Source organism: Streptomyces hygroscopicus, from assembly GCF_026168105.1.
GTDB classification, from domain to species: Bacteria; Actinomycetota; Actinomycetes; order Streptomycetales; family Streptomycetaceae; genus Streptomyces; species Streptomyces hygroscopicus_D.
Genome location: NZ_LBMW01000008.1, coordinates 90105 through 110623, shown reverse-complemented (window position 1 = coordinate 110623; position 20519 = coordinate 90105). Strand labels below are relative to the sequence as shown.

Below are 20519 nucleotides of genomic sequence, written 5' to 3'. Positions count from 1 at the left end.
CGCCGACGCCGACGCGCGGAACGTGCGCAGTGCCGACGCGGGCCCAACGGACGTGCGCGGCGCCGACGCGGGCTCCAGGAACCTGCGGGACGTGCGCGGCGCCGACGCGGGCGCAAAGGGCGTGAGGAAGGCGTCGGGGCGGCTGGCGGTGGGCCGACGGGCCCCGTTCCGTCCGAGCCCGCCTAGGGCGGCTGCTCGTCCGGCAGATCCGTGACCCTCTCCAGCATGATCGCCTCCCAGGCGTGCCGCAGCCGGACCCGCAGGACCGGCAGCGGGGTGCCGTCACGGCCCTCGAGCCCGTCGGCGAGGCGGACGAGCGTGTCACAGCGGGCGAGCCACAGGCCGCGCAGGCAGGGCCGGGCGCCGTATCCGGCGAGGGTGGCGGCGCGCACCGCGGCGGGGGCGCCGACGGCGACGGCGAGGGCGGCAATGTCCTCGGCCGGGTCACCGATGGCCGCGTCGGCCCAGCCGAGGACCCCGCGCACCCGCCCGTCGCCGCTCACCACGAGGTGTTCACCGCTGAGGCCGTGGTGGACCAGGACGGCAGCGCCGGGCTGCGCGGCCAGTTGACGGGCGGCCGGCGCGGTGAGCTGGGCGAGCCGGGCGGGGTCGAACTCTTCGTCCTCGGCCAGGCGTCCGGCGGCGCGCGCGGCTGCCGTACGCACCTCCTCCAAAGAGCGCGGCGCGACGCGCGGGACGCCGAGCGCCTCGGCCTGGCGCACGGGTACCTCGCGCAACCCCGTGAGCAGCGCCGCGAGGTCCGCCTCGCCGACCGCCGAGACGCCCACCTCCTCAGCGGTGGCTCCCGGCAGGCGGGTGTCGAGGGTGTAGCCGAGGCCGGGAGCCCACTCCCCGTGTGCGACGCTCGTGGGGACCGCCATGCCGACGTGAGGCCGCACCAGGCCGCGCAGCCGCAGTTCGCGGCGCTGGCGCACGGAGGCGTCGCGGTCGGGGGCCAGCCGCAGCACATGTCGCGTGCCGACCCACCAGGTGGTGTGCTGCTCCCCGCCCTCGGCGACGGGCCTCACGTCGGGGCCGTCGCCGTCGTGGAGCAGGGAGCGGACCAGTCGGCGTACGGTCTCCGCCGTCGGTGTCGGTGCCTGGGTCATGATCGCGCCGTTGTCGTCTCGGGGGCGTGCGGGGTGGGCTCCTGGTGCCGGGTCGGCCGACCGTCGCCCCCTCGGGGCGCGTCGTGGTCGGCCAGGGCCCTCTCAGTCGACTATCACCAGCTCCCGCGGCGTGTTGTTGAGCCTGCGTCCGCCGTCCTCGGTCACCGTCACGATGTCCTCGATACGGACCCCGAAACGGCCGGGCAGATAGATGCCGGGCTCCACCGAGAAACACATGCCGGGCACGAGCGGCTGTTCCTCGCCCTCGATCATGTACGGCGGCTCGTGCGTGGTGACGCCGATGCCGTGCCCGGTGCGGTGGATGAAGTACTCGCCGTACCCGGCCTCCGCGATGACCGCGCGGGCCGCCCGGTCCACCTCCTGGCAGGCCGCGCCCGGTCCGACCGCGCGGAAGCCCGCCTCCTGGGCCGCCCGCACCAGATCGTGCACCCGGCGCTCCTCGTCGGTCGGTTCGCCGACGTGCACGGTACGGGAGGTGTCGGAGCCGTAGCCGTCCTTCAGGCCCCCGAAGTCGAGGACGACCATGTCGCCGCGCTCGATGACGCGTTCACCGGCCTCGTGGTGCGGGTTGGCCCCGTTGGGGCCCGAGGCGACGATGGTGAAGTCGACCTGCGCGTGCCCGAACCGCCGCAGCAGCTCGGCGAGATCCGCAGCGACCTCCCGCTCCCGGCGTCCGGCGAAGGGAACCTTCCGGATCTCCTCGTACGCCGCATCGGCGGCCGCGCCCGCGGCGGCAAGCCGGTCGAGCTCCGCGGCGTCCTTGACGGCCCGGAGCATGGGCAGGGAGCGGGTGAGCGCGACGTGGTCGACGTCCGGGCGCCTTTCGCGCAGACCGAGCAGGTGCAGGGCCCAGGCGTTGTCGCTGATGCCGTAGCGGCCACCGGTCCCGAGCAGGGAGGCGGCCGCCTCGTAGGGGTCCTTGCCGTCGGTCCAGTCGCGCAGCGTCAGCGCGGGCGCTCCCGTCGCCTCCGCCGCGTCGGGCGCCTCCAGGGTGGGCACGACGAGGACCGGGTCGTGCCCGGCCCGCAGCACCAGCAGCGTGAGGCGTTCGGTCTCCACCGGCCGGTATCCCGTCAGCCACACCAGATCGGGTCCCGGCGCGATGAGAAGCCCGGCGAGCCCGGCCGCGGCGGCGGCTTCCGCGGCGCGCCGCATCCGGGCCGCGTAGTCCTCGGCCGTGAAGGGCGCGGGGCGGCCTGTGGGGGGCGGCGCGGGCGTGCCGGTCATCCATAACCTCCGCGGGTCCGGATTCTCCCAGGGTCTACGGGCAGCATCCTGCCCTTCCGCCGGGACGTACGCGAGCCCATTGCGACCAAGACGCCGGTCGGGTCGGGCGACCCACCGCCTCGGTGTGCCCGCCTCGTGGGTGCCTGCCCCGGGCGGAAGCCCACGGGGCGATCGCCTTCGCCGGGGCGTCTGCCCGGCGGCCCGACCCGGCGGCCAGACGGGCCGGTGGGTCGGGCGCAGGCGGGCGGCTGAACCGTGACAGTTGAGTACCGTCCGGAAGCCCGACACGGAGCGTCGGCCGCCCTGACGGTTCGAACCGCCACCGGCAGGCAGCCCGGCCCGTACCGTCCGGCCGCTCGGGTCAGGGGACCGGCGGCCCGGGGCGCCGGCTGAGGGCCGGCGCCAGGTCGGGTACGAAGCCGTGGGCGCGCCGGGCCAGGTCGGCAGCGCCGTAGCGATGGCAGTCGCGGTGCCACTTCAGGATGCCCGACATGTAGTTCTGCAGCTCCACGACATAGCCGTCCATGGTCTCGCGCGCGTCCTTCGAGAGCGTGAAGTCGTCGTAGAGGACGGGCAGTTCATGGGCGGCGACATGCTGGAACTGCTGCATGCGCTGGGTCATCAGATCGCTCACGACGCGTAGGGCCGTCGGGTAGTCGCAGCCGAAGAAGTTCTGCACGACGAGGAGGGCGTTGTGGATCTCGCCCTCGTACTGGATCTCCTTCTGGTAGGAGAAGACGTCGTTGATCAGCATCGCGTAGTCGATGGCCGCGTTCTCCAGCGAGCGGACCGTGCCGCTTCGGTACACCTCGGCGGGTACCTCGGGGCCGTGGCCCATGCGGCACAGGTTCTTGGTGAGGTCGGCGCCGAAGGTGGCCCGTCGCATCTCCAGGTAGTCGACGGGGTCGGGGATGCGGTTCAGGAGCTGGTTGGACAGCTCCCACAGCCAGCTCCCGGTCATCGTGTCCACGGCGGCGCGCAGGCTGCGCCGCTGGTCCGGGGCCATGCCGGCGGTCGTGCGGGTCCACAGGTCGATCAGCCCGCGCTCCATGCCGTTGACGGGGACGGGGAGTTCGCCGCCGTCGACCGGCATGCAGGACGACAGCCGTTCGGTGCACAGCCTGGCCGCCACGAGGTCGCGGCGATGGCCGAAGACGAGTGGGTAGTAGTCGTCCCCGTACGTACCCCAGGCCAGCCACTGGGCGCTGAGGTCGAGTGCCTCGGGTGTGGCGTCCGGATCCAGGCCCGCCGCGCAGAGCGGCAGGTCGTACGCCATGAGTTTGTCCTCGTCCCAGACGCCTTCCTGGAGCATGCCCGTTCGGTGCATCCAGGGGGTGAGCCGGCGGCGGGAGCCGTCGAGGTGAGGGCTGAGCTCCACCTCGTAGGGCATGTGGAAGTCGGGGATCAGCGAGGGTCCCACCCGTGGGAAGGGGACATGGGTGTACGCGCGCAGCCGCTCGGCCCCGGCGTCGGCGAGCAGCCCGCGCATGTCGGCGGCGGACGTGCCGATCCCGGTGAGTGCGAACGGCCGCCGCTCGCAGAGCGCACCGTCGTTCATGTAGCGGCTGGACCTCATGTGCCATTCGTGGCCGCCGGACTGCCAGTCCTGCAGGCCCTGCGCGTAAGCGGTGACGGCGGCGACCTCGTCCGGGGTGAGGCCCTTCTCCACGGCGAGCACGGGCACTTCGGTGAGCGCGGTGTGCTCGAACTGGTGCAGCCGTGAGGTGAGGATGTCGTTGACGGTGTCCGCGGCTTGCTGTGTGTCACAGCCGAAGAAGGTCTCCAGAACGAGGACGCCGTTGCTGAGTTCGCCCTCCTCCTCGACCTCACGCTGGTAGGAGAAGAGGTCGTTGCGCAGGTGGACCCCGTCGGAGAACGTCTCCATGAGCACGCGCAGCGGCCGTGACGCGGCCACGGAGGCAGGAACCTCGGCGGTCGCGAATTCGACGAGCCCCGCGGACCAGGGGGCGCCGCCCACTTTGCGGCGCATCTCGATGTACTCGACGGGGTTGGCGATCCGCCCTTCGTTGATGTTGGACAGCTCCCACAGCGACTCGTTGAGCAGGTGCTCGGTGGCGACCGCGAACCGCTTGCGCCAGTCCGGGGACATCGACGGCACCGTACGCGCCCACAGATCGGCGAGCCCGGCCTCGACGGGGTTCCCGGGCTCCGGTACGGGGGCGGTGAGGTCCAGCGGCATGAACAGCGGCAGGCGGTCCAGGTAGGCCTTGCCGCCCTCACGGTCCTGGGTGCGTTTGAAGGTCTCCAGGAAGTGGTCGTCGAAGAAGAAGACCCACACGTACCAGTCGGTGACGAGGGAGAGGGCCGGGCCGTCGCAGTCGGGATGCGTGTACGCGCAGAGCAGCCCGTAGTCGTGCGCGTCGAGGTCGGACTGTTCCCAGACGCCGGATCCCTCCAGCATGCCCATGGCGCGCGCCCATTCGGCGCAGTGGGCGCGCGCCTCGTCGACATGCGGGTTCAGCCGTGCGGGGTACGGCATGTAGAAGTGCGGGAGTTGGAAGGGCTGCGTCATGGCCGGGCCCTACCCGTGGCCCGGCTGGGGCATCCACACGGTCGGACGTGATCACACCATCGCGTGAACCGGGACGCGGGCACCCACCGCGAATCCGGCGCTCCGCACGCCCCCTTGCCGACCACTCTTCCCCGGGCCACCGTGGTCGCATGACCTCCTTCGTGCTGCCTCATGAAGTGCACGGCAACGGCGCCCACAAGGTGTTCGCGGTGCACGGCTGGTTCGCCGACCGGGCCGCGTACGCGGCGGTGCTGCCGGATCTCGACCGTGCCGCCTTCACCTACGCGCTGGTGGATCTGCGCGGGTACGGGGCGGCGAAGGACGCGGCAGGGGCGTTCGGCACCGCGGAGGCCGCCGCGGACCTCGTCGAACTGGCCGACCGGCTGGGCTGGGGGCGGTTCTCGGTGCTCGGGCACTCGATGGGCGGCACGGTGGCACAGCGGCTGCTGGCGCTCGCCCCCCGGCGGCTGCGACGGATCGTCGGGGTCTCGCCCGTGCCCGCCTCCGGCCTGCGGATGCCCGCCGAGCAGTGGGAGTTGTTCGCGGACGCCGCGCACAAGCCGGAGAACCGGCGCGCCATCATCGACATCACCACCGGCGGCCGGGCGCCCGCCACCTGGCTGGACCGCATGGTGGCGCGTTCCCTGGCATGCAGCGACACCAAGGCGTTCCGGACCTGGCTGGACTCATGGGCCGGGGAGGACTTCCACACCCAGGTCACGGGTTCGACGGTGCCCGCGCTGGCGGTGACGGGCGCGCTCGATCCCGCGCTGACGGCCGTGCTGCTGCGTGAGACCTGGCTGCGCTGGTATCCACAGGGCTCGCTCCTCGAGCTGCCGTCGGCCGGCCACTACGCGATGGACGAGGCACCGCTCGACCTGATCCGGGCCGTGGAGGACTTCCTGCACGCGGACGACGCGGATGCGGGGCACGAGGGGGACAGAGGGGCGGCGAGCGCGGCGGGCCCCATGGCCGCGACGGTGGACGGCCCGGAAGGCTCCCGGGCGTGAGTGTCGGCGAGACCGCTCCGCCCGTTCCCGACGTCTTCGACCCCCGCCGGTACGCCGAAGAGGTCCCGCATGGCGCGTACCGCGACCTCCGCGACCATCACCCGGTCGCCTGGCAGGACGAGCCGGAGGTGCTCGGCTGGCCGGCCGGGCCCGGCTTCTGGGCGGTGACCCGCCACGCGGACGTCGTGCGTGTGCTCAGGGACGCGGCGACGTACTCCTCGTACCTCGGTGCCACCCAGATCCGGGACCCCGACCCCGACGACCTGCCGTTCATCCGGCGCATGATGCTCAATCAGGACCGGCCCGAACACGCGCGGTTGAGACGGCTGGTGAGCCGCGCCTTCACGCCGCGCCGCATCGACCGCTTCACGGCGCTCGCCCGCGCACGCGCCCGCGCTCTGTTCGCCGGCGCCCTGGAGCAGGCGCGCGCCGGCGACGGCACCTGTGACGTCGTCGCCGCCGTCACCGACGACTACGCCGCCCTCAACCTCGCAGATCTGCTGGGGGTGCCCGAGTCCGACCGGCGCCTGCTGCTGCACTGGACCCGGCGCGTGATCGGGTACCAGGACCCTGACGAGGCGGGCGAGCCACTGCTGGACGCCGAGGGCCGACCCGTCAATCCACGCTCGCCGGGTGCCCTGCGGGACATGTTCGCTTATGCGCAGCGGCTGGCCGCGTACAAGCGGGACCACCCCGCAGACGACATCATGACGACGCTCGGCACCGACCCCGAACTCACGGGCCCCGAACTGGAGATGTTCTTCTTCCTGCTGACGGTCGCGGGCAACGACACGGTGCGGAGCGCGGCACCGGGCGGCCTCCTGGCGCTGGCCGGGCACCCGTCGGCGTACGACGGGCTGCGGGCCCGTCCCCGGCACATTCCGCTCGCCGTCGAGGAGTTGCTGCGCTGGCATCCGCCCGTGCTCAGCTTCCGGCGGACCGCAGCCCGGGACACCGCGCTGGCCGGACGGCGCATCCGCGCGGGCGAGAAGGTGGTCGTCTTCCACGCGTCGGCCAACCGGGACGAGCGCGTCTTCGCCGAACCCGATCGGCTCGACCTGTCCAGGACACCGAATCCGCACGTGTCCTTCGGGGACGGCCCGCACGTCTGTCTCGGCGCGCACTTCGCACGGCTCCAACTGGGCCTGCTCTACGAGGAGGCGCTGCGGGCCCTGCCCGCGCCCCGCCTCGCCGGACCGCCCGGACGACTGGTCTCCAACTTCATCAACGGCATCAAGTCACTGCCGCTGGAACTGGTCTGACGGGTCAGGGCCTGACCTGGACGAGCGCGTGCGCGCCGCTCGTGCGCCAGCGCTGTCCCTCGGCGGCGACCAGGGCGGCCTCGGTGTCCGCGTCCAGTCCCACGACGACGTCGGACTTCAGGGTGCGCAGCGCCGCGACCGGGCCGGGGAAGTAGGCCGTGACCTCCGCGAACGGCGTCGTGGGCGGGTGCAGCCGGTCACCCACGAGGCGGCGGTAGTTGAGGTCCCCCTTGAAGATCGTCAGGTCCACCGCGGTGAACTCCGTGCGCAGGTCCTCCGGCATGTCCGCGTACGGCAGCGGGGCACAGGAGAAGGGGTGTGCCCGGACCGTGAGACGGCCGTCGGACATCGCCGCCCACAGGCGCTCCCCGGCGCCCGCCGCGGCGCCCTTCGCGCCGGTCAGCCGGCGAACGGCGTCCACGACGTCGGCCGTCATCGCGTCCGAGATGTAGTAGGGGTACACCTTCACATGCAGCACGGCCCGCCGGGCCTGCCCGTGGTGGAGCAGATGGTCGAGCAGCAGCAGGTCGGGGATCAGCTCCCGGCCCGCGTTGTCGGCGACCAGGCAGACGGTGTCCACGGGCAGCAGCGACCAGAGCACTTCGCCGTCGTCCGCGACGAGTTGGGAGACCTTCGCCGCGGCGCCGGGTGCGGAGAGGCGGAAGCCGAGATCCGCGCGGTTGCCCCAGAGCGAGCCGTGCAGCAGTGCCCGTGCCTGCTCTTCGGCCGGCTGCTCCGTCAACCGGTCGAGCGCCGGCAGTTCCTCGTCGGCCTCCGGGGAGTCGAGTTCGGCCAGCTTGAAGGGGCGGAAGGGGTCGATGCCCCGCCACGCGCCGGGGCCGAAGTAGCCGACGGCCTCGAGGAGATGACGGTAGAAGTAGCTCTCGGACCACAGGAAGGGCACCTCGAACCAGGACCGGCCGAGGTACTCGTGTGCGCCCCAAGCCGCCCACCGCTCGTCGTCCTCCGTGCCGAGCGGTTCGATGACGCCCTCGGTGGCGCTGATCAGCAGCGCGTCGAGCGCATGCCGCTGCTCGGGGCCGTACGGGAAGGCGTCCCGCACCGCGCGGACGAGCGCGGGATGCCGTGCGGCGAGCACGCCGTGCGGGAAGCTGCCCGGTTCGTCGGCGAGGATCACGGGGGCGTCAGACATGGTCTTGGGTTCCTCCAGGGCCGGTCAGGATCCCGGGAGGCAGGTCCACGTCCTTGAACTGCTCCTCGAGCTGCTTCCCGTAGCCCGCCTCGGTCCACATGAACTTCTTGAACTGCTCCGGCGTCAGCAGACCCTGCCACGGAGTACCGCCGGGGCAGAACACCGACGCGCATCCGGAGCAGTAGTACGCCGATCGCCACAGCGCGTCGGCGCGGGACTCCCCCGCCTCCACCCGGGCCCGCTCGCGGCCCTCGCCGCGCACCACGACGATCGTGCCGACGAACAGCAGCACGGCGAGGAGCGATCCGCCGATCGTGTAGAGCGGCTTGTCGTTGTCGATCCCGCTGTAGGCGAGGGCGACACCGATGCCGGCCATCAGCATGCCCTCCACGAAGTGCACGCATCCGTCGAACCGCGACGGCGCGCCCGGCGACGGCGCCAGCCGGTCGGACAGGCCATCGCGCATCGCCGTGTGGTCGACGCTGACCTCCGGGACGGTCCGCGCCCCGGCCGAGCCGCAGCCCGGACATATCACCTCAACTGCACCTGGGGCGCTCTCGGTTGCCATGGGCCTACGCTAACGGGCCGCCCACGCCGAATCCCGCCGAATCCCGCCGACGGACGGAACCGACCAGTGGCCGCCGCGGGGGCGGGCAGGGCTGCGGCTCGGAACACATGAACAAGGGCCCGCACCACCACGGGTGCGGGCCCTTGCTTCGGGCTCGTCGTGCGCCAGTGTCAGGCGGGAACGATGTTCTCCGCCTGCGGGCCCTTCTGGCCCTGGGTGACGTCGAAGGTCACCTTCTGGCCTTCCTGCAGTTCACGGAAGCCCTGAGCGGCGATGTTCGAGTAGTGGGCGAAGACGTCGGCGCCGCCGCCGTCCTGCTCGATGAAGCCGAAGCCCTTTTCCGCGTTGAACCACTTCACAGTACCGGTGGCCATGTCATAACTCCTGAGGCGGTGCTGGAGACCCGCACTTTACGAGCCTCCTCATCGCTGCGATGATCACCTGCCGGAAAACCGGTTCCGAAAATGGCAACCACAACTGCAACTAATGACAACCCTAGCACGGAAAAAAAGGAAGGCAAGGAAGAAGGCCGGGAAAGAGAAATCACACAGATAATATGGAGGAGGATTACCCGAGAAAATTCTTTCCGGGCAACGGACGAATTATCTGCTCCGCCGGTGTCAGAAGCGAGTGTCCCGACCGGGCTCGTCGGCCGCACGGCGCAGCTCTTCGTTGGCGCGCTCGGACTCCGCCAGACGGTCCTCGAGGCCGATGATGCGACAGGCGGCCTCGACCGGCGTTCCCTGGTCGACGAGCTCGCGGGCACGCGCGGCGAGCCGCAATTGGTGGCGCGAGTAGCGACGGTGACCGCCCTCCGACCGGGTCGGAACGATCAGCCGCGCCTCGCCGAGGGCGCGGAGGAAACCGGGCGTGGCTCCGACCAACTCCGCGGCCCTGCCCATGGTGTAGGCGGGAAAATGGTCGTCGTCGAGCCGACCGGAAGCGTCCGGGTGTGCTTCGTCCGGCTCCCGGCGGTGTGCGTGCGGCTGGCTCTCCGAGGGCATGTGCACCTTCCTGCGGGCCATCGTGGACATGACCCGCCGCAGGGAGGGATTCCCCACAACAGGACTCTAGTCGCCCCGGGGGAAATTCTGCTGCGGCCGGGACAGATCTCCCGGATCCCGGGGAGCCGGATCTTCTCGTACGGCGTCGGACGCTGTGACCTGTGAACTGCTGCTCGTGCCGCCCGAAACCGAGCCCACGGCCGAGCCGGCCCTCCACCTCACCGCAAGCGCGCTCCCGCCCGCCGGACAACGCCGTGCGCCCCAGGGGCGACGCCGTACCCGGGCGGGGCCGCCGGTGGAGCCGGGGGACCAAAGGTCGGCGACACCGCCTGGGCCGCACTCCTGCACTCCTGCACTCCTGCACTCCACGAGGCGTGCAAAGCCCGCCCGCAATCACGCGCACCTCGCTCCCACCGCGCGCCACCCGGCCGCCGACCGGTGGCGGCGATGAGCCCAACTCCTGATCTTCCCGGGACCGGATATCTACTGTGGCTGCCACAGAAATTCCTACCGTGCGCCCTGAGGAATCACGAGCGTCGGGCGGAACCCCGACGACGGACGCACCTGCGCCCCGACCTGTGCTACCGTGATATCAGTTGCAGTTCTGGTTATCAGAGACATCGAGTGCTCTTCCGACCTTTAGTCGACGAGCACTCTTTTTGTTTCTGGGGGCTTCGGTTCTTCCGGGGACCCTCCGGGCCGTTCCGGTCGGGTACGTCATCACTGCGACGCCGGATCTGCAAGGTGCGGGCTCCGGCAACTGCCCCAAGGGAGATTCAATATGGCATCTGGCACCGTGAAGTGGTTCAACGCGGAAAAGGGCTTCGGCTTCATCGAGCAGGACGGTGGCGGCGCCGACGTGTTCGCCCACTACTCGAACATCGCCACCTCCGGCTTCCGCGAGCTTCAGGAGGGCCAGAAGGTGACCTTCGACGTCACGCAGGGTCAGAAGGGCCCGCAGGCGGAGAACATCGTTCCCGCCTGACGCTGACGCGTTCCGGATGGCTGGGGCCCGCACTCTCTGGGTGTGGGCCCCAGTCCATTGCGTTTTCCGCTTCTGTTGGGCCCGGATGTCAATGCCCCAGCCCCCGGCCCGGCTTCGTCTCGTCTTTTCTCCGGCTCCTTCTTGCGAATCCTCGTACGGTTTCTGACCGTTGGGAGGAATTCCTCGATACGTGCCGCACCGAGGAAGGTTCCCCATGACCCGCGTTGCTCGCACGAACGAAGGCTCCTCCCGCTCCGGTACGGACACAGGCTCCGTCGGCTCGGCTCGGGGCAGTCGCTTCCGCTCGCAGAGGACGAGGCGCCAGGGCGCTCCTTCCACTTCGGCCAAAGCCGGGCGGAGCAATCGCGGAGATCGTCCCGTCGCCTCCCGTGGGGAGTTCGCCGTGCCGGCCACCGTCACCCCGGCGCTGCCACCGGTGGAGGCGTTCACCGATCTGGACCTGCCCACGCGTCTGCTGACCACGCTCCGCGCCCAGGGGGTGGCCACCCCGTTCCCGATCCAGGCCGCGACACTGCCGAACTCGCTGGCCGGCCGCGACGTCCTGGGCCGCGGGCGCACGGGCTCGGGCAAGACACTCGCCTTCGGCCTCGCCCTGCTGGCCCGTACCCAGGGGCAGCAGGCCGAGCCCCGGCAGCCGCTGGCACTCGTCCTCGTACCCACCCGGGAACTGGCGCAGCAGGTCACCGCCGCCCTCACCCCCTATGCCCGCGCTCTGCGCGTGCGGCTCGCCACGGTGGTCGGCGGTGTGCCGATCAACCGCCAGGCGAGAGCGCTGCATGCCGGAGCCGAGGTCGTCGTCGCGACACCGGGCCGGCTCAAGGACCTCATCGACCGCGACGACTGCCGTCTGGACCGCGTCGCCGTCACCGTCCTGGACGAGGCCGACCAGATGGCCGACATGGGCTTCATGCCGCAAGTGACCGCGCTGCTCGACCAGGTGCGCCCCGACGGCCAGCGGTTGTTGTTCTCGGCCACCTTGGACCGCAACGTCGACCGCCTGGTACGCCGCTACCTTCACGACCCGGTGGTCCACTCGGTCGATCCGGTCGCCGGTGCAGTCACCACGATGGAGCACCACGTGCTGCACATCGAGGACGCCGACAAGCACGCCGCAACGACGGAGATCGCCGCCCGGGACGGACGGGTGATCATGTTCCTGGACACCAAGCACGCGGTGGACCGGCTGACCAAAAGGCTCCTGGCCGTCGGCGTACGCGCCTCGGCCCTGCACGGCGGCAAGTCGCAGTCCCAGCGCACCCGCACCCTGGCCCAGTTCAAGGACGGTCAGGTCACGGTGCTGGTGGCCACCAACGTCGCGGCCCGCGGTATCCATGTGGACGGCCTCGACCTCGTCGTCAACGTCGATCCGCCCAGCGACCACAAGGACTATCTGCACCGGGGTGGCCGAACCGCCCGGGCGGGTGAGTCCGGCACCGTGGTCACGATGGTTCTGCCGCACCAGCGCCGCGAGATGACCCGTCTGATGGCCGACGCCGGCATCACTCCGCACACCACCCGGATCCGCCCGGGGGAGGCCGAGCTGAGCCGCATCACCGGAGCCCAGGCCCCCTCGGGCGTGCCCGTCACCCTCGCGCCGCCGGCCGCCGAAGGCTCCCAGCGCACGGCATCCTCCCCTCGCGGACGGCGCGGCCGATCCGCCCAGGGGCTGCGCCGCTCCTCGTCCGCGAAGGGCCGCTGAGGCAGACGCCTCCGGCGTTGTGGCCCGGCCCTGCGCCAGGGCAAACCCCGAGCACGCGCGATGCTGGGGCTCCTACGAGGCTCGGGCTCCTACGAGGCTCGGGCTCCTACGAGGCTCGGGCTCCTACGAGGCTCGGGCTCCTACGAGGCTGGGGCTCCTAGGAGCGTGTGCCCGACCGTGGCGTACCCGCCGGGGAGAGCCGCGTCGGCGGCCGTCGGTCGCGGACGCTCTGCGTCGACGGGCAGTTGACGCACGTGTCGCCGATTGACGCACGTGTCGCCGACGCGGGTGAGGCGGTCGCCGGGGGGTGTCGCGTCGGCAGTGCCCCGCCGACGCGGGTGTGGCGGTCGCTTCCGGCTCTGCCGGTGCCCGGACGCGACCGTGGACCGGGGGGCTCCCCACCGGATCCCGCCCGCCGAGGCCGTTCAGGGCTCGCGTTTCGAGGTCACCGTGAAGCGAGCCCCGTCCGGGTCGGCCAGCACCGCCTCCTCGGCGCCCTCCTCCCACTGCAGAACGGAACCGCCGCGCTCGCGGGCGGCCCGGACGCAGGCATCGACATCGGCGACCGTGAAGTTGACCTGCCAGTGCGGGCGGATCGTGGGATCTGGCGCCGCCCCCACCGCCCCCGAGTGAATCCGCGCCACGACCACACCGCCGCTGCGCAGCACGACCTCGTCGCCGTTGTAGTGCACCTCGACGGAGCCCGGGCGGGCGCCGGCCCAGTCGAGGACCTCCCCGTAGAAGATGGCGGCGTCGAAGGCGTCGCGGGTGTGCAGCCGTATGAAGGTGGGGGCTGCCTCGCGCCACTGCTTCCAGCCCGTGACGAGCGGGCCCTCCCAGATGCCGAAGACGGCTCCGTCCCGGTCCGCCAGCAGGGCTGCCCGGCCGGGTGGAAGGGCGATCGGCCCCACGGCCGCGGTCCCGCCGCGCTCCCGGCAGCGGGCGACGACCTCGTCGGCGCTGGCGACCGCGAAGTACGGGGTCCAGGCGACGGCCATCTGCCACATCGAGGCCACGGCGGCGATCCCGGCGACCGGCACACCGTCGGCCAGAGCCACCCGGAATCGGTCGCCCATGCTGTCCGGCCGCCACTCCCAGCCGAAGACGGCCCGGTAGAACTCCTCCGCGGCCTCGAGGTCGCGCGTGGACAGACTGACCCAGCACGGTGCGCCGAACACCGAGTCATCGGGGGCCTCCCCCCTGCTGCGCCTTTCGTCCTTGACCATGACCACACCGCCCGGTTCCGAGGGGGAGGCACCGGCACCTCCCCCGTCGTTCGCTCAGGGTCTCCGGGTACCCCGATCGTGCCCCTGCAAGGATGCGCCACCCAGCGCCTGGCGTCATCCGGAGAGGCCCGGGCCGAGGCGCCGGGCGCCCGGAAACCGCCTCAGGCGCCGACACCCGGCGACCAGTGCGTCCGGCCGACAGGCGGGCGGGCAGGTACAGCGCGATCGGGGGAGTGTCGGATGTGTACGGAGAGTCACCGTCCCGGTGCTGGATCAGCGCCGGACGACCGGCGCGGGAGCCGCTCCAGGAGGGGTCGGCCGGGCACCCGGGCGCGATGGGCGTCCCCCGTAGGGCTCCACGCGCGCGTCGGCCGCGTAGCTGACGACCGCGTAGCTGTAGCCGACGACCGGCGTAGCTGACGAGGGCGCCGGACGACGCCTCTGTGGGAGCCCGCGGGGACGATCCACCACCAGCGGAGATCGTCGGCGAAAGCGCGGCCGACACGGCGCAGGCAGTTCATGATCCGGTCGCCGTGTCCCCGGGGAAGGCCCACGGCGTCGTACCCGAGCGGTGGTCATCCGGGGGGCCGGACCAGACGGTGAAGGGCGGCGGGTCCCTACAACTCCGCGATGGATGGCAGCAGTTCTACGAGTACGGGGGCGCCCACGGCGTGAACGTCAGCCCAGACCGGCCGACTTCAGCCAGCCCTTGGCGACGTCGAGCGGGTCCTTGTTGCCGAGTTGCACCTGGCTGTCCAGGTCCAGCAGCGCCGCCGTGTCCAGCTTGGCCGACACCGCGTTCAGCGCTTCGACGCCCTTCTGGGGCAGCCCCGACTTGTAGACCAGCGGCTGCACGTTCTCGAAGCCGAAGAGGTTCTTCGGATCCTGCAGGACCACGAACTTCTCCTTGGAGATGGTCGGGTCCGTGGTGAAGATGTCCGCGGCCTGCACGGTGTCCTTCTGCAGGGCCGACTGGGTCAGCGGGCCGCCCGCGTCGAGCGCCTTGAAGGACTTGAACTCGAGGCCGTAGACCGACTTCAGGCCCAGCAGGCCCTGCTGCCGGGCCTGGAACTCCGGCGAGGCGCCGAGGGCCAGGTCCTTGGCGGTGTTCTTGAGGTCCGCGATGGTCGACTTCTCGGTGAGGTTGTACTTCTTCGCCGTCGCCGCGTTGACGGTGATGGAGTCCCTGTCCTGGGCGGGAGCCGGGTCCAGGAGCGTCAGCTTGGAGTCGAGCTTGGCATTGATGGCGGCCGTCGTGGCGGCGACCGTCTTCGGGACGGCTTTCTTGTCGAGGTAGGCGAGGAGCGCCCCGTTGTACTCCGGAAGCACCTTGATGGAGCCGTTCTTCAGCAGGCCGTAGGTGGTCTCCCGGCTGCCGATGTTGGGCTTGTAGGTGACCTTGACGCCCTTGGCCTTGAGGGCCTCGCCGTAGATGTCGGCGAGCAGGATGCTCTCGGCGAAGTTGTTGGAGCCGACGACGACCGTGTCGCCGCTCGCCTTGTCGTTGGCGAGCGGGTCGTCGGACTTGGTGCCCGAGGACGAGGAACACCCCGCGAGCAGTGCCGCCGTGGCGGCGAGCGCGACGGCGGCCGCGCCGGGGAGTCTCCTGCTGGACGTGCTGGTGTTCGCGGTAGAAGTCACGATTCCCGTTCCGGGCTCAGAGGATGATGCAGGACGTGGCACAGCTGTGCGAAGTGCGTGTTACCGCACCTCACTGATCCAATCCAGCTCGTTCTCGGTCGGTCAAGTGCATTCTGGTCACCGATTGGCCTCGATGCAGGGCCTGTTGTGAACGTCCGGTCGTGAAGCTGTGGTTGAGGGACGAGGGCCCCGACCCGCCCGGGCCCTCGGCATGTCAGGTGCTCCTGCGCACGCCCGGGGACACGGCGGCCCGGGACACAGCCCAGAACAGCGTGAGTGTCGCCAGCGCGAGCACGGCCACCAGCGTGGCACCGCCCACGACCTTCTCGTAGTTGCGCTGATAGAGCCCGTCCACGATGTACCGCCCGAGGCCGCCGAGGCTGACGTACGCGGCAATGGTGGCAGTCGACACGATCTGGATCGCCGCCGAGCGCAGACCGCTCAGGATCAGCGGCAGCGCCACCGGCACCTCGACCTGGAAGAGGATCCTCGGCTCGGACATGCCCATCCCCCGCGCGGCGTCCACCGGGGACGGGTCGACGGAGCGCACGGCCTCGTACGTCGTCACCAGGATCGGCGGAACGGCGAGCACCACCAGCGGGATCATCACGGGCAGCAGCCCGAGGCCGAGCAGCACGAACATCAGCACCAGCAGGCCGAAGCTGGGCAGAGCGCGGGCGGCGGTGGCGACGAAGGCGAGAACGTTGCCGCCGCGCCCGGTGTGGCCGGTGAGCAGGCCCACCGGAAGCCCGATGGCGGCCGCAACGGCGAGCGCCATCAGTGAGTACTGGACGTGCTCCCACGCCCGGGTGGGGATGCCGTCGTAGCCGTGCCAGTGGGAGCTGTCGCTGAAGAAGGCGTTGACGAAGTTGAGCAGGTTCACCGGGCCGCGTCCTCCAGGGCGATTGCGGACGGTTCGGGCCGGGCGTCGGCCCTGGTCCTCTTCGCGCGGGTGGCACGCGGCATCCAGGGCATCAGCAGGATGCGCACGAGCACCAGCGCGGCATCCAGGAGGATCGCGAGGACGGCCGTGGTGACAACGGAGTTCACCGCCAGCATCGGCCGGTGGTAGAACATCGCGTCGGTGAGCAGATTGCCCAGCCCGCCCTGGTTGCCGATGAGGGTGCCGACGCTGACCAGACTCAAGCTGGACACGGTCGCCACCCTGAGGCCCGCGAGGATGGCGGGCACGGCGATCGGCAACTGCACCTGGACGTAGCGCCGCAGGGGCCCGAACCCCATGGCGTCGGCCGCGTCCAGCGTCTCCTGCGGCACCGAACGGATGCCGTCCACGATTGCCGGGACGAGCACCACGAGGGTGTACACGGCCAGCGGGATCATCACGGTGGTCTCGCTCAGGCCGGTGTAGTCGATGAGGACGACGAAGAACGCCAGCGACGGAATGGCATAGAGCACGGTGGTCACGCCCAGCACCGGCGGGTACAGCCAGCGGAACCGCACGCACAGCTGGGCCATCGGCAGGGCCACGACGAGGCCGGCCAGGACCGGCAGCAGGGCTTCCCTCAGATGCAGCCCGACGAGACCGAGCCAGGTGTTCTGGAGGTCGCTCGGAAGGTGGAAGAACCCGTTCATCCGGCGACCTTCTCGTCCCGCTGACCCGAGGCGTGGGCGCTGCGGATCGCCTCGCCGATGGTCTGCTGCGAGACGACGCCCGCCACCCGGCCGGTCCCGTCCACCGCGACGGCCCAGCCGGTCGGCGAGAGCACGGCGCAGTCCAGCGCGGCGCGCAGCGAGTCCTTGCCGTACTCGAACGGCCGCCCGTACGGAAGCAGTCGGTCCGCCGCGATCTCCCCGGCGGCCAGGTCCCCGGGGTCGCTCCAGCCGAGCGGCTTGCCGTCGAGGCCGGTGACGAGCAGGTAGGGCGCCTCGGGCGTGGCGCGGGAGGCGATTTCCTCGGCGGAGGAGTCGACGGAGACGATCGGGGACTTGGTCAGCTCCAGCGTCTCGGAGGTGAAGAACGACAGCCGCCGGATTCCGCGGTCGGTGCCGAGGAAGTCCTCCACGAACGTGTCCGCGGGGGACGACAGCAGTTCGGCGGGCGGCGCGAACTGGGCGAGCCTGCCGCCGGTCCGCAGGACGGCGACCATCGTGCCGAGCCGGATCGCCTCGTCGATGTCATGGGTGACGAAGACGATGGTCTTCCCCAACTCTTCCTGGATCCGCAGTAGTTCCTCCTGCAGGCCCTTGCGTACGATCGGGTCGACGGCGGAGAACGGCTCGTCCATCAGCAGCACCGGCGGGTCCGCGGCGAGCGCCCGGGCCACGCCGACCCGCTGCTGCTGTCCGCCGGAGAGCTGGTACGGGTACCGCTTGGCGAGCGACGCGTCGAGACCTACGCGTTCCATCAGCTCCCGGGCCCGCGCGCGGGAGCGGTCCTTGCTCCAGCCGAGCAGCCGGGGCACGGTCGCGATGTTGTCGACGATGGTGCGGTGCTGGAAGAGCCCGGCGTTCTGGATGACGTAACCCATCGACCGGCGCAGCGAGTTCACGGGCTGCTTGCCGATGTCGACGCCGTCGAGAGTGATGGTTCCCTCGCTCGGCTCGATCATCCGGTTGATCATGCGGAGGGTCGTCGTCTTGCCGCAGCCGGAGGGGCCCACGAGGACGGTGATCGAGCGGTCCGGTATCTCCAGCGACAGCCGGTCGACCGCCACCGTGCCGTCCGGATACCGCTTGGTGACTGAATCTATCCGTATCAAAGCGCCGATTGCCCTTCGGGTGTGGCAGGAGCGGCCCGTTCCCGGCCGATGTCGCTCGGGCCGCTGCCGGGAGAGTCTAGACGGCGTGTGTTGCGGCAACATGGCGGGTGACGTGGCCGAACCCTCCGTCTGCGGCGACGGGAAGTCCCGTGGTACGCGGGTCCCGTCGCCCGCCGTCCAGGGCGAACACCTCGCGGCGGTTCCGGCCGGGCGCCACTCTCCCGATGGCCCCCGGGCGCCGGCGAGCCGGTCCGATGCCGCCCGGCAGGGACGGTTGCCGCGCCCTCGAACGGCTCCGCCGCTGCGGGATGATGGTGCCGGTCTGACGACGCGACCCCGGGCGGCACGACGCCGGACGGCACGACGCCCACGTCGAGGACGGGACCGTTGCACAGGGGCGCCCGGCCGCCCGGTCGCCCCTGCCGTGCGTGCCGGACCCTGCCCGGTGCTCGATCCGCCGCCCCCCGGGGCGCCAGGGACAGGCCGGGGGCCGCCCGTTGCCGGAGCGGCCCCTGCGGCTGCCCGAGCGGTCAGATGTCTTCACGCAGGGCATGTGCCACGGTGCGGACGCCGTCCGTGTGCGCCAGCCGGCGCAGCCGGGTGAGCGTGGTCTCGTCGGGTCCGAGTGTTCCACCGGCCGCCCGGACGCCTCCGGCGCCCCGGACCACGGCGCCCAGGCCGTCCGGCTGCGGCGGCTGCGGCGGCTGCGGCGGCTGCGGCGGCTGTGGCGGCTGTGGCAGACTCACGCGGCCGACGGCCCGCTGCTGGTGGCTGTGGACGATGTGCACTTCGCGGACGTGTTCTCCCGTCGCTGGCAGGTGACGGCCGCCGGGCAGGGCGACCGATTACCGCTCCTGCTGGTCGTGGCCGAGCACCGGCAGTACGACATCGAACCGCCCCGACGGGCCTGGCCCACACGCTCTTCCCCGTCGTTGTCCGCGCCCACCACCCTGGTGCCCCTGAGCCCCGACGCGGCGGCGGAACCGGTCCGTTCGGCCCTCGGCCCGCCGTACCCCGCGACCGCGTGGAGGACTCTGTACGGGCCGTCGCGGGCAACCCGCCGCTGCTGCAAGCAGAACTCCTGCACCTGGCCCGGCGCACGGTCGAGACCCATCTGACGAGCACCTGCCTCGAACCGGGCATCCGCCGCCGCGCCGAACTTCCGGCAGCACTGGGCCGAGCCCCGTCCGCAGGGCCGTCGACGCCGTTCCCCGGAGACCGGCCGGCGTGACGAACCCCGGTCCGTCCGAGGCCCGTGTCCACCCGATGCCCTTGTCTACGCCGTGCCGCTCTGCGGCTTCGGGGGCCGGCACGGCGTCCGTGGCGCCGGCTCGGCGCCCCGGATCCCCGCGGTCACCTCTTCGGAGTCGAAGAGGTGGTCGCCGTACAGGTCCTGCAGCCAGTTGGCCTGGTAGATGGTGTCGAGGTAGCGCTCACCGAGGTCGGGTGCGATGGCCACCGCGGTCAGACCGCGTGTGTCGTTCCGGGCCAACCAGTCCATGGCGCCGCTGACCACCGTCCCCGTGGACCCGCCGAACAGGAAACCCCTTCTGGCCAGGCGGTGGCAGGCACGGATGGTGTCCGCCTCCTCGACCCTTATCACCTCGTCCACGAAGGCCTCGTCGAGCAGCGGCGGGCGCATGCTCATGCCGAGGCCGGGAATCATGCGCCGACCCGGCTTGCCGCCGAAGCTCACCGAGCCCACGCTGTCCACCGCGACGATCCGCACCGGCCTGTGCCACTGCCGGAAGTAGCGCGCACAGCCCATCAGGGTCCCGGTGGTGCCGGCTCCGACGAACAGCACGTCCAGACGTGGGAACTCGAGAGCGATCTCCGGCGCCGTGGTGCGGTAGTGCGCGCGCCAGTTGCCTGGATTGGTGTACTGACCGAGCCACACATAGCGGTCGTCGGAGGCGCACAGCGCGCGTACGTAGTCGAGGCGTGTGCCGAGGAAGCCGCCGTTGGCGTCGAGGTCGGCGACGATGTGCACCTGACTGCCCAGCGCCTCCATCAGCAGCCGGGCCGACAGATTGCAGCGGGAGTCCGTGACACACAGAAACTGGTAGCCCTTGCTCGCAGCGATCATGCTGAGCGCCACGCCCAGGTTGCCCGACGAGGACTCGACCAGGACGGAATCCGGCGTCAGTATGCCCTCCCGTTCAGCGCTCTCCACCATCTCCGTCGCGGCCTTCAGCTTGATCGAGCCAGCGAAGTTGAAGCCCTCGCACTTCAGGTAGAGGGAGCGCCCGAAAATCGACCGGAGGTCGATGTAGAGCCGGCCTTCGTTGAAGGCTTGGGGAGCGGTAATGACGGCCACGCTGGCCTCCTGATGCCAGAACC

The 20519-nt window shown here is 71.2% G+C and carries 18 protein-coding genes; 5 read left to right on the top strand and 13 right to left on the bottom strand.

Annotation, left to right across the window (positions count from 1 at the left end; all coding sequences use genetic code 11):
• Positions 1–182: 182 nt before the first annotated feature.
• The 3 genes from AAW14_RS11205 to cyc2 form a co-directional block, all read right to left on the bottom strand.
• The gene (locus AAW14_RS11205; protein ID WP_265562672.1) at positions 183–1109 is read right to left on the bottom strand and encodes a phosphotransferase family protein; all 927 of its coding nucleotides are present in this window, start codon (positions 1107–1109) and stop codon (positions 183–185) included.
• 102 nt (positions 1110–1211) lie between these two features.
• Complete coding sequence (locus AAW14_RS11200; protein WP_265562669.1) at positions 1212–2357, bottom strand: aminopeptidase P family protein; 1146 nt, start codon at positions 2355–2357, stop codon at positions 1212–1214.
• A gap of 361 nt (positions 2358–2718) precedes the next feature.
• Positions 2719–4890: a germacradienol/geosmin synthase Cyc2 gene (cyc2, locus tag AAW14_RS11195; protein WP_265562668.1), complete on the bottom strand. Its 2172-nt coding sequence runs from the start codon at positions 4888–4890 to the stop codon at positions 2719–2721.
• Positions 4891–5039: 149 nt separating this feature from the next.
• Here cyc2 and AAW14_RS11190 point away from each other — a divergent pair, with 149 nt between their 5' ends.
• Both AAW14_RS11190 and AAW14_RS11185 read left to right on the top strand, forming a co-directional pair.
• Entirely contained in the window at positions 5040–5900 is an 861-nt protein-coding gene (locus AAW14_RS11190) for an alpha/beta fold hydrolase (RefSeq protein ID WP_265562666.1), read from the top strand.
• Positions 5897–7162 carry a cytochrome P450 gene (locus AAW14_RS11185; protein ID WP_265562665.1) on the top strand — a complete coding sequence of 422 codons (1266 nt, stop codon included), beginning with the start codon at positions 5897–5899 and terminating at the stop codon, positions 7160–7162. Before AAW14_RS11190 ends, AAW14_RS11185 begins: the two co-directional genes overlap by 4 nt.
• A gap of 4 nt (positions 7163–7166) precedes the next feature.
• On the opposite strand, the gene AAW14_RS11180 is transcribed toward AAW14_RS11185, so the two are convergent.
• From AAW14_RS11180 to AAW14_RS11165, 4 genes are all read right to left on the bottom strand, one after another.
• Entirely contained in the window at positions 7167–8315 is a 1149-nt protein-coding gene (locus AAW14_RS11180) for a damage-control phosphatase ARMT1 family protein (RefSeq protein ID WP_265562663.1), read from the bottom strand.
• Positions 8308–8883: a hypothetical protein gene (locus AAW14_RS11175; RefSeq protein ID WP_265562661.1), complete on the bottom strand. Its 576-nt coding sequence runs from the start codon at positions 8881–8883 to the stop codon at positions 8308–8310. The genes AAW14_RS11180 and AAW14_RS11175 overlap by 8 nt, the downstream gene beginning before the upstream one ends.
• Positions 8884–9053: 170 nt before the next feature.
• Positions 9054–9257 (bottom strand): cold-shock protein, encoded by a 204-nt coding sequence (locus AAW14_RS11170; protein ID WP_155343844.1) that lies wholly within the window; start codon positions 9255–9257, stop codon positions 9054–9056.
• Between the two features lie 246 nt (positions 9258–9503).
• A complete protein-coding gene (locus tag AAW14_RS11165; protein ID WP_265562834.1) occupies positions 9504–9887 on the bottom strand; it encodes a MerR family transcriptional regulator in 384 nt (127 codons plus the stop codon).
• 781 nt (positions 9888–10668) lie between these two features.
• Between AAW14_RS11165 and AAW14_RS11160 the strand changes: the two genes are divergently transcribed.
• The gene (locus AAW14_RS11160; protein ID WP_007383480.1) at positions 10669–10872 is read left to right on the top strand and encodes a cold-shock protein; all 204 of its coding nucleotides are present in this window, start codon (positions 10669–10671) and stop codon (positions 10870–10872) included.
• A 214-nt stretch (positions 10873–11086) separates the two neighbouring features.
• Positions 11087–12592: a DEAD/DEAH box helicase gene (locus AAW14_RS11155; RefSeq protein ID WP_265562657.1), complete on the top strand. Its 1506-nt coding sequence runs from the start codon at positions 11087–11089 to the stop codon at positions 12590–12592.
• A gap of 425 nt (positions 12593–13017) precedes the next feature.
• Here AAW14_RS11155 and AAW14_RS11150 read toward each other — a convergent pair whose 3' ends face one another.
• The 5 genes from AAW14_RS11150 to AAW14_RS11130 form a co-directional block, all read right to left on the bottom strand.
• Positions 13018–13818, bottom strand: coding sequence for a VOC family protein (locus AAW14_RS11150; RefSeq protein WP_265562654.1), 801 nt, complete (start codon positions 13816–13818; stop codon positions 13018–13020).
• 678 nt (positions 13819–14496) lie between these two features.
• The gene (locus AAW14_RS11145; protein WP_265562652.1) at positions 14497–15459 is read right to left on the bottom strand and encodes an ABC transporter substrate-binding protein; all 963 of its coding nucleotides are present in this window, start codon (positions 15457–15459) and stop codon (positions 14497–14499) included.
• Between the two features lie 214 nt (positions 15460–15673).
• The gene (locus AAW14_RS11140; RefSeq protein WP_265562650.1) at positions 15674–16342 is read right to left on the bottom strand and encodes an ABC transporter permease; all 669 of its coding nucleotides are present in this window, start codon (positions 16340–16342) and stop codon (positions 15674–15676) included.
• On the bottom strand, positions 16339–17052 hold the full coding sequence (locus AAW14_RS11135; RefSeq protein ID WP_265562648.1) for an ABC transporter permease: 714 nt from the start codon (positions 17050–17052) through the stop codon (positions 16339–16341). The genes AAW14_RS11140 and AAW14_RS11135 overlap by 4 nt, the downstream gene beginning before the upstream one ends.
• Positions 17049–18179 (bottom strand): ABC transporter ATP-binding protein, encoded by a 1131-nt coding sequence (locus AAW14_RS11130; protein WP_265562647.1) that lies wholly within the window; start codon positions 18177–18179, stop codon positions 17049–17051. Before AAW14_RS11130 ends, AAW14_RS11135 begins: the two co-directional genes overlap by 4 nt.
• Before the next feature lie 497 nt (positions 18180–18676).
• On the opposite strand from AAW14_RS11130, the gene AAW14_RS11125 reads away from it, so the two are divergent.
• Entirely contained in the window at positions 18677–19297 is a 621-nt protein-coding gene (locus AAW14_RS11125) for a hypothetical protein (protein WP_265562646.1), read from the top strand.
• Between the two features lie 158 nt (positions 19298–19455).
• Here AAW14_RS11125 and sbnA read toward each other — a convergent pair whose 3' ends face one another.
• A complete protein-coding gene (gene sbnA, locus AAW14_RS11120) occupies positions 19456–20496 on the bottom strand; it encodes a 2,3-diaminopropionate biosynthesis protein SbnA (RefSeq protein ID WP_265562644.1) in 1041 nt (346 codons plus the stop codon).
• Between the last annotated feature and the right edge of the window lie 23 nt (positions 20497–20519).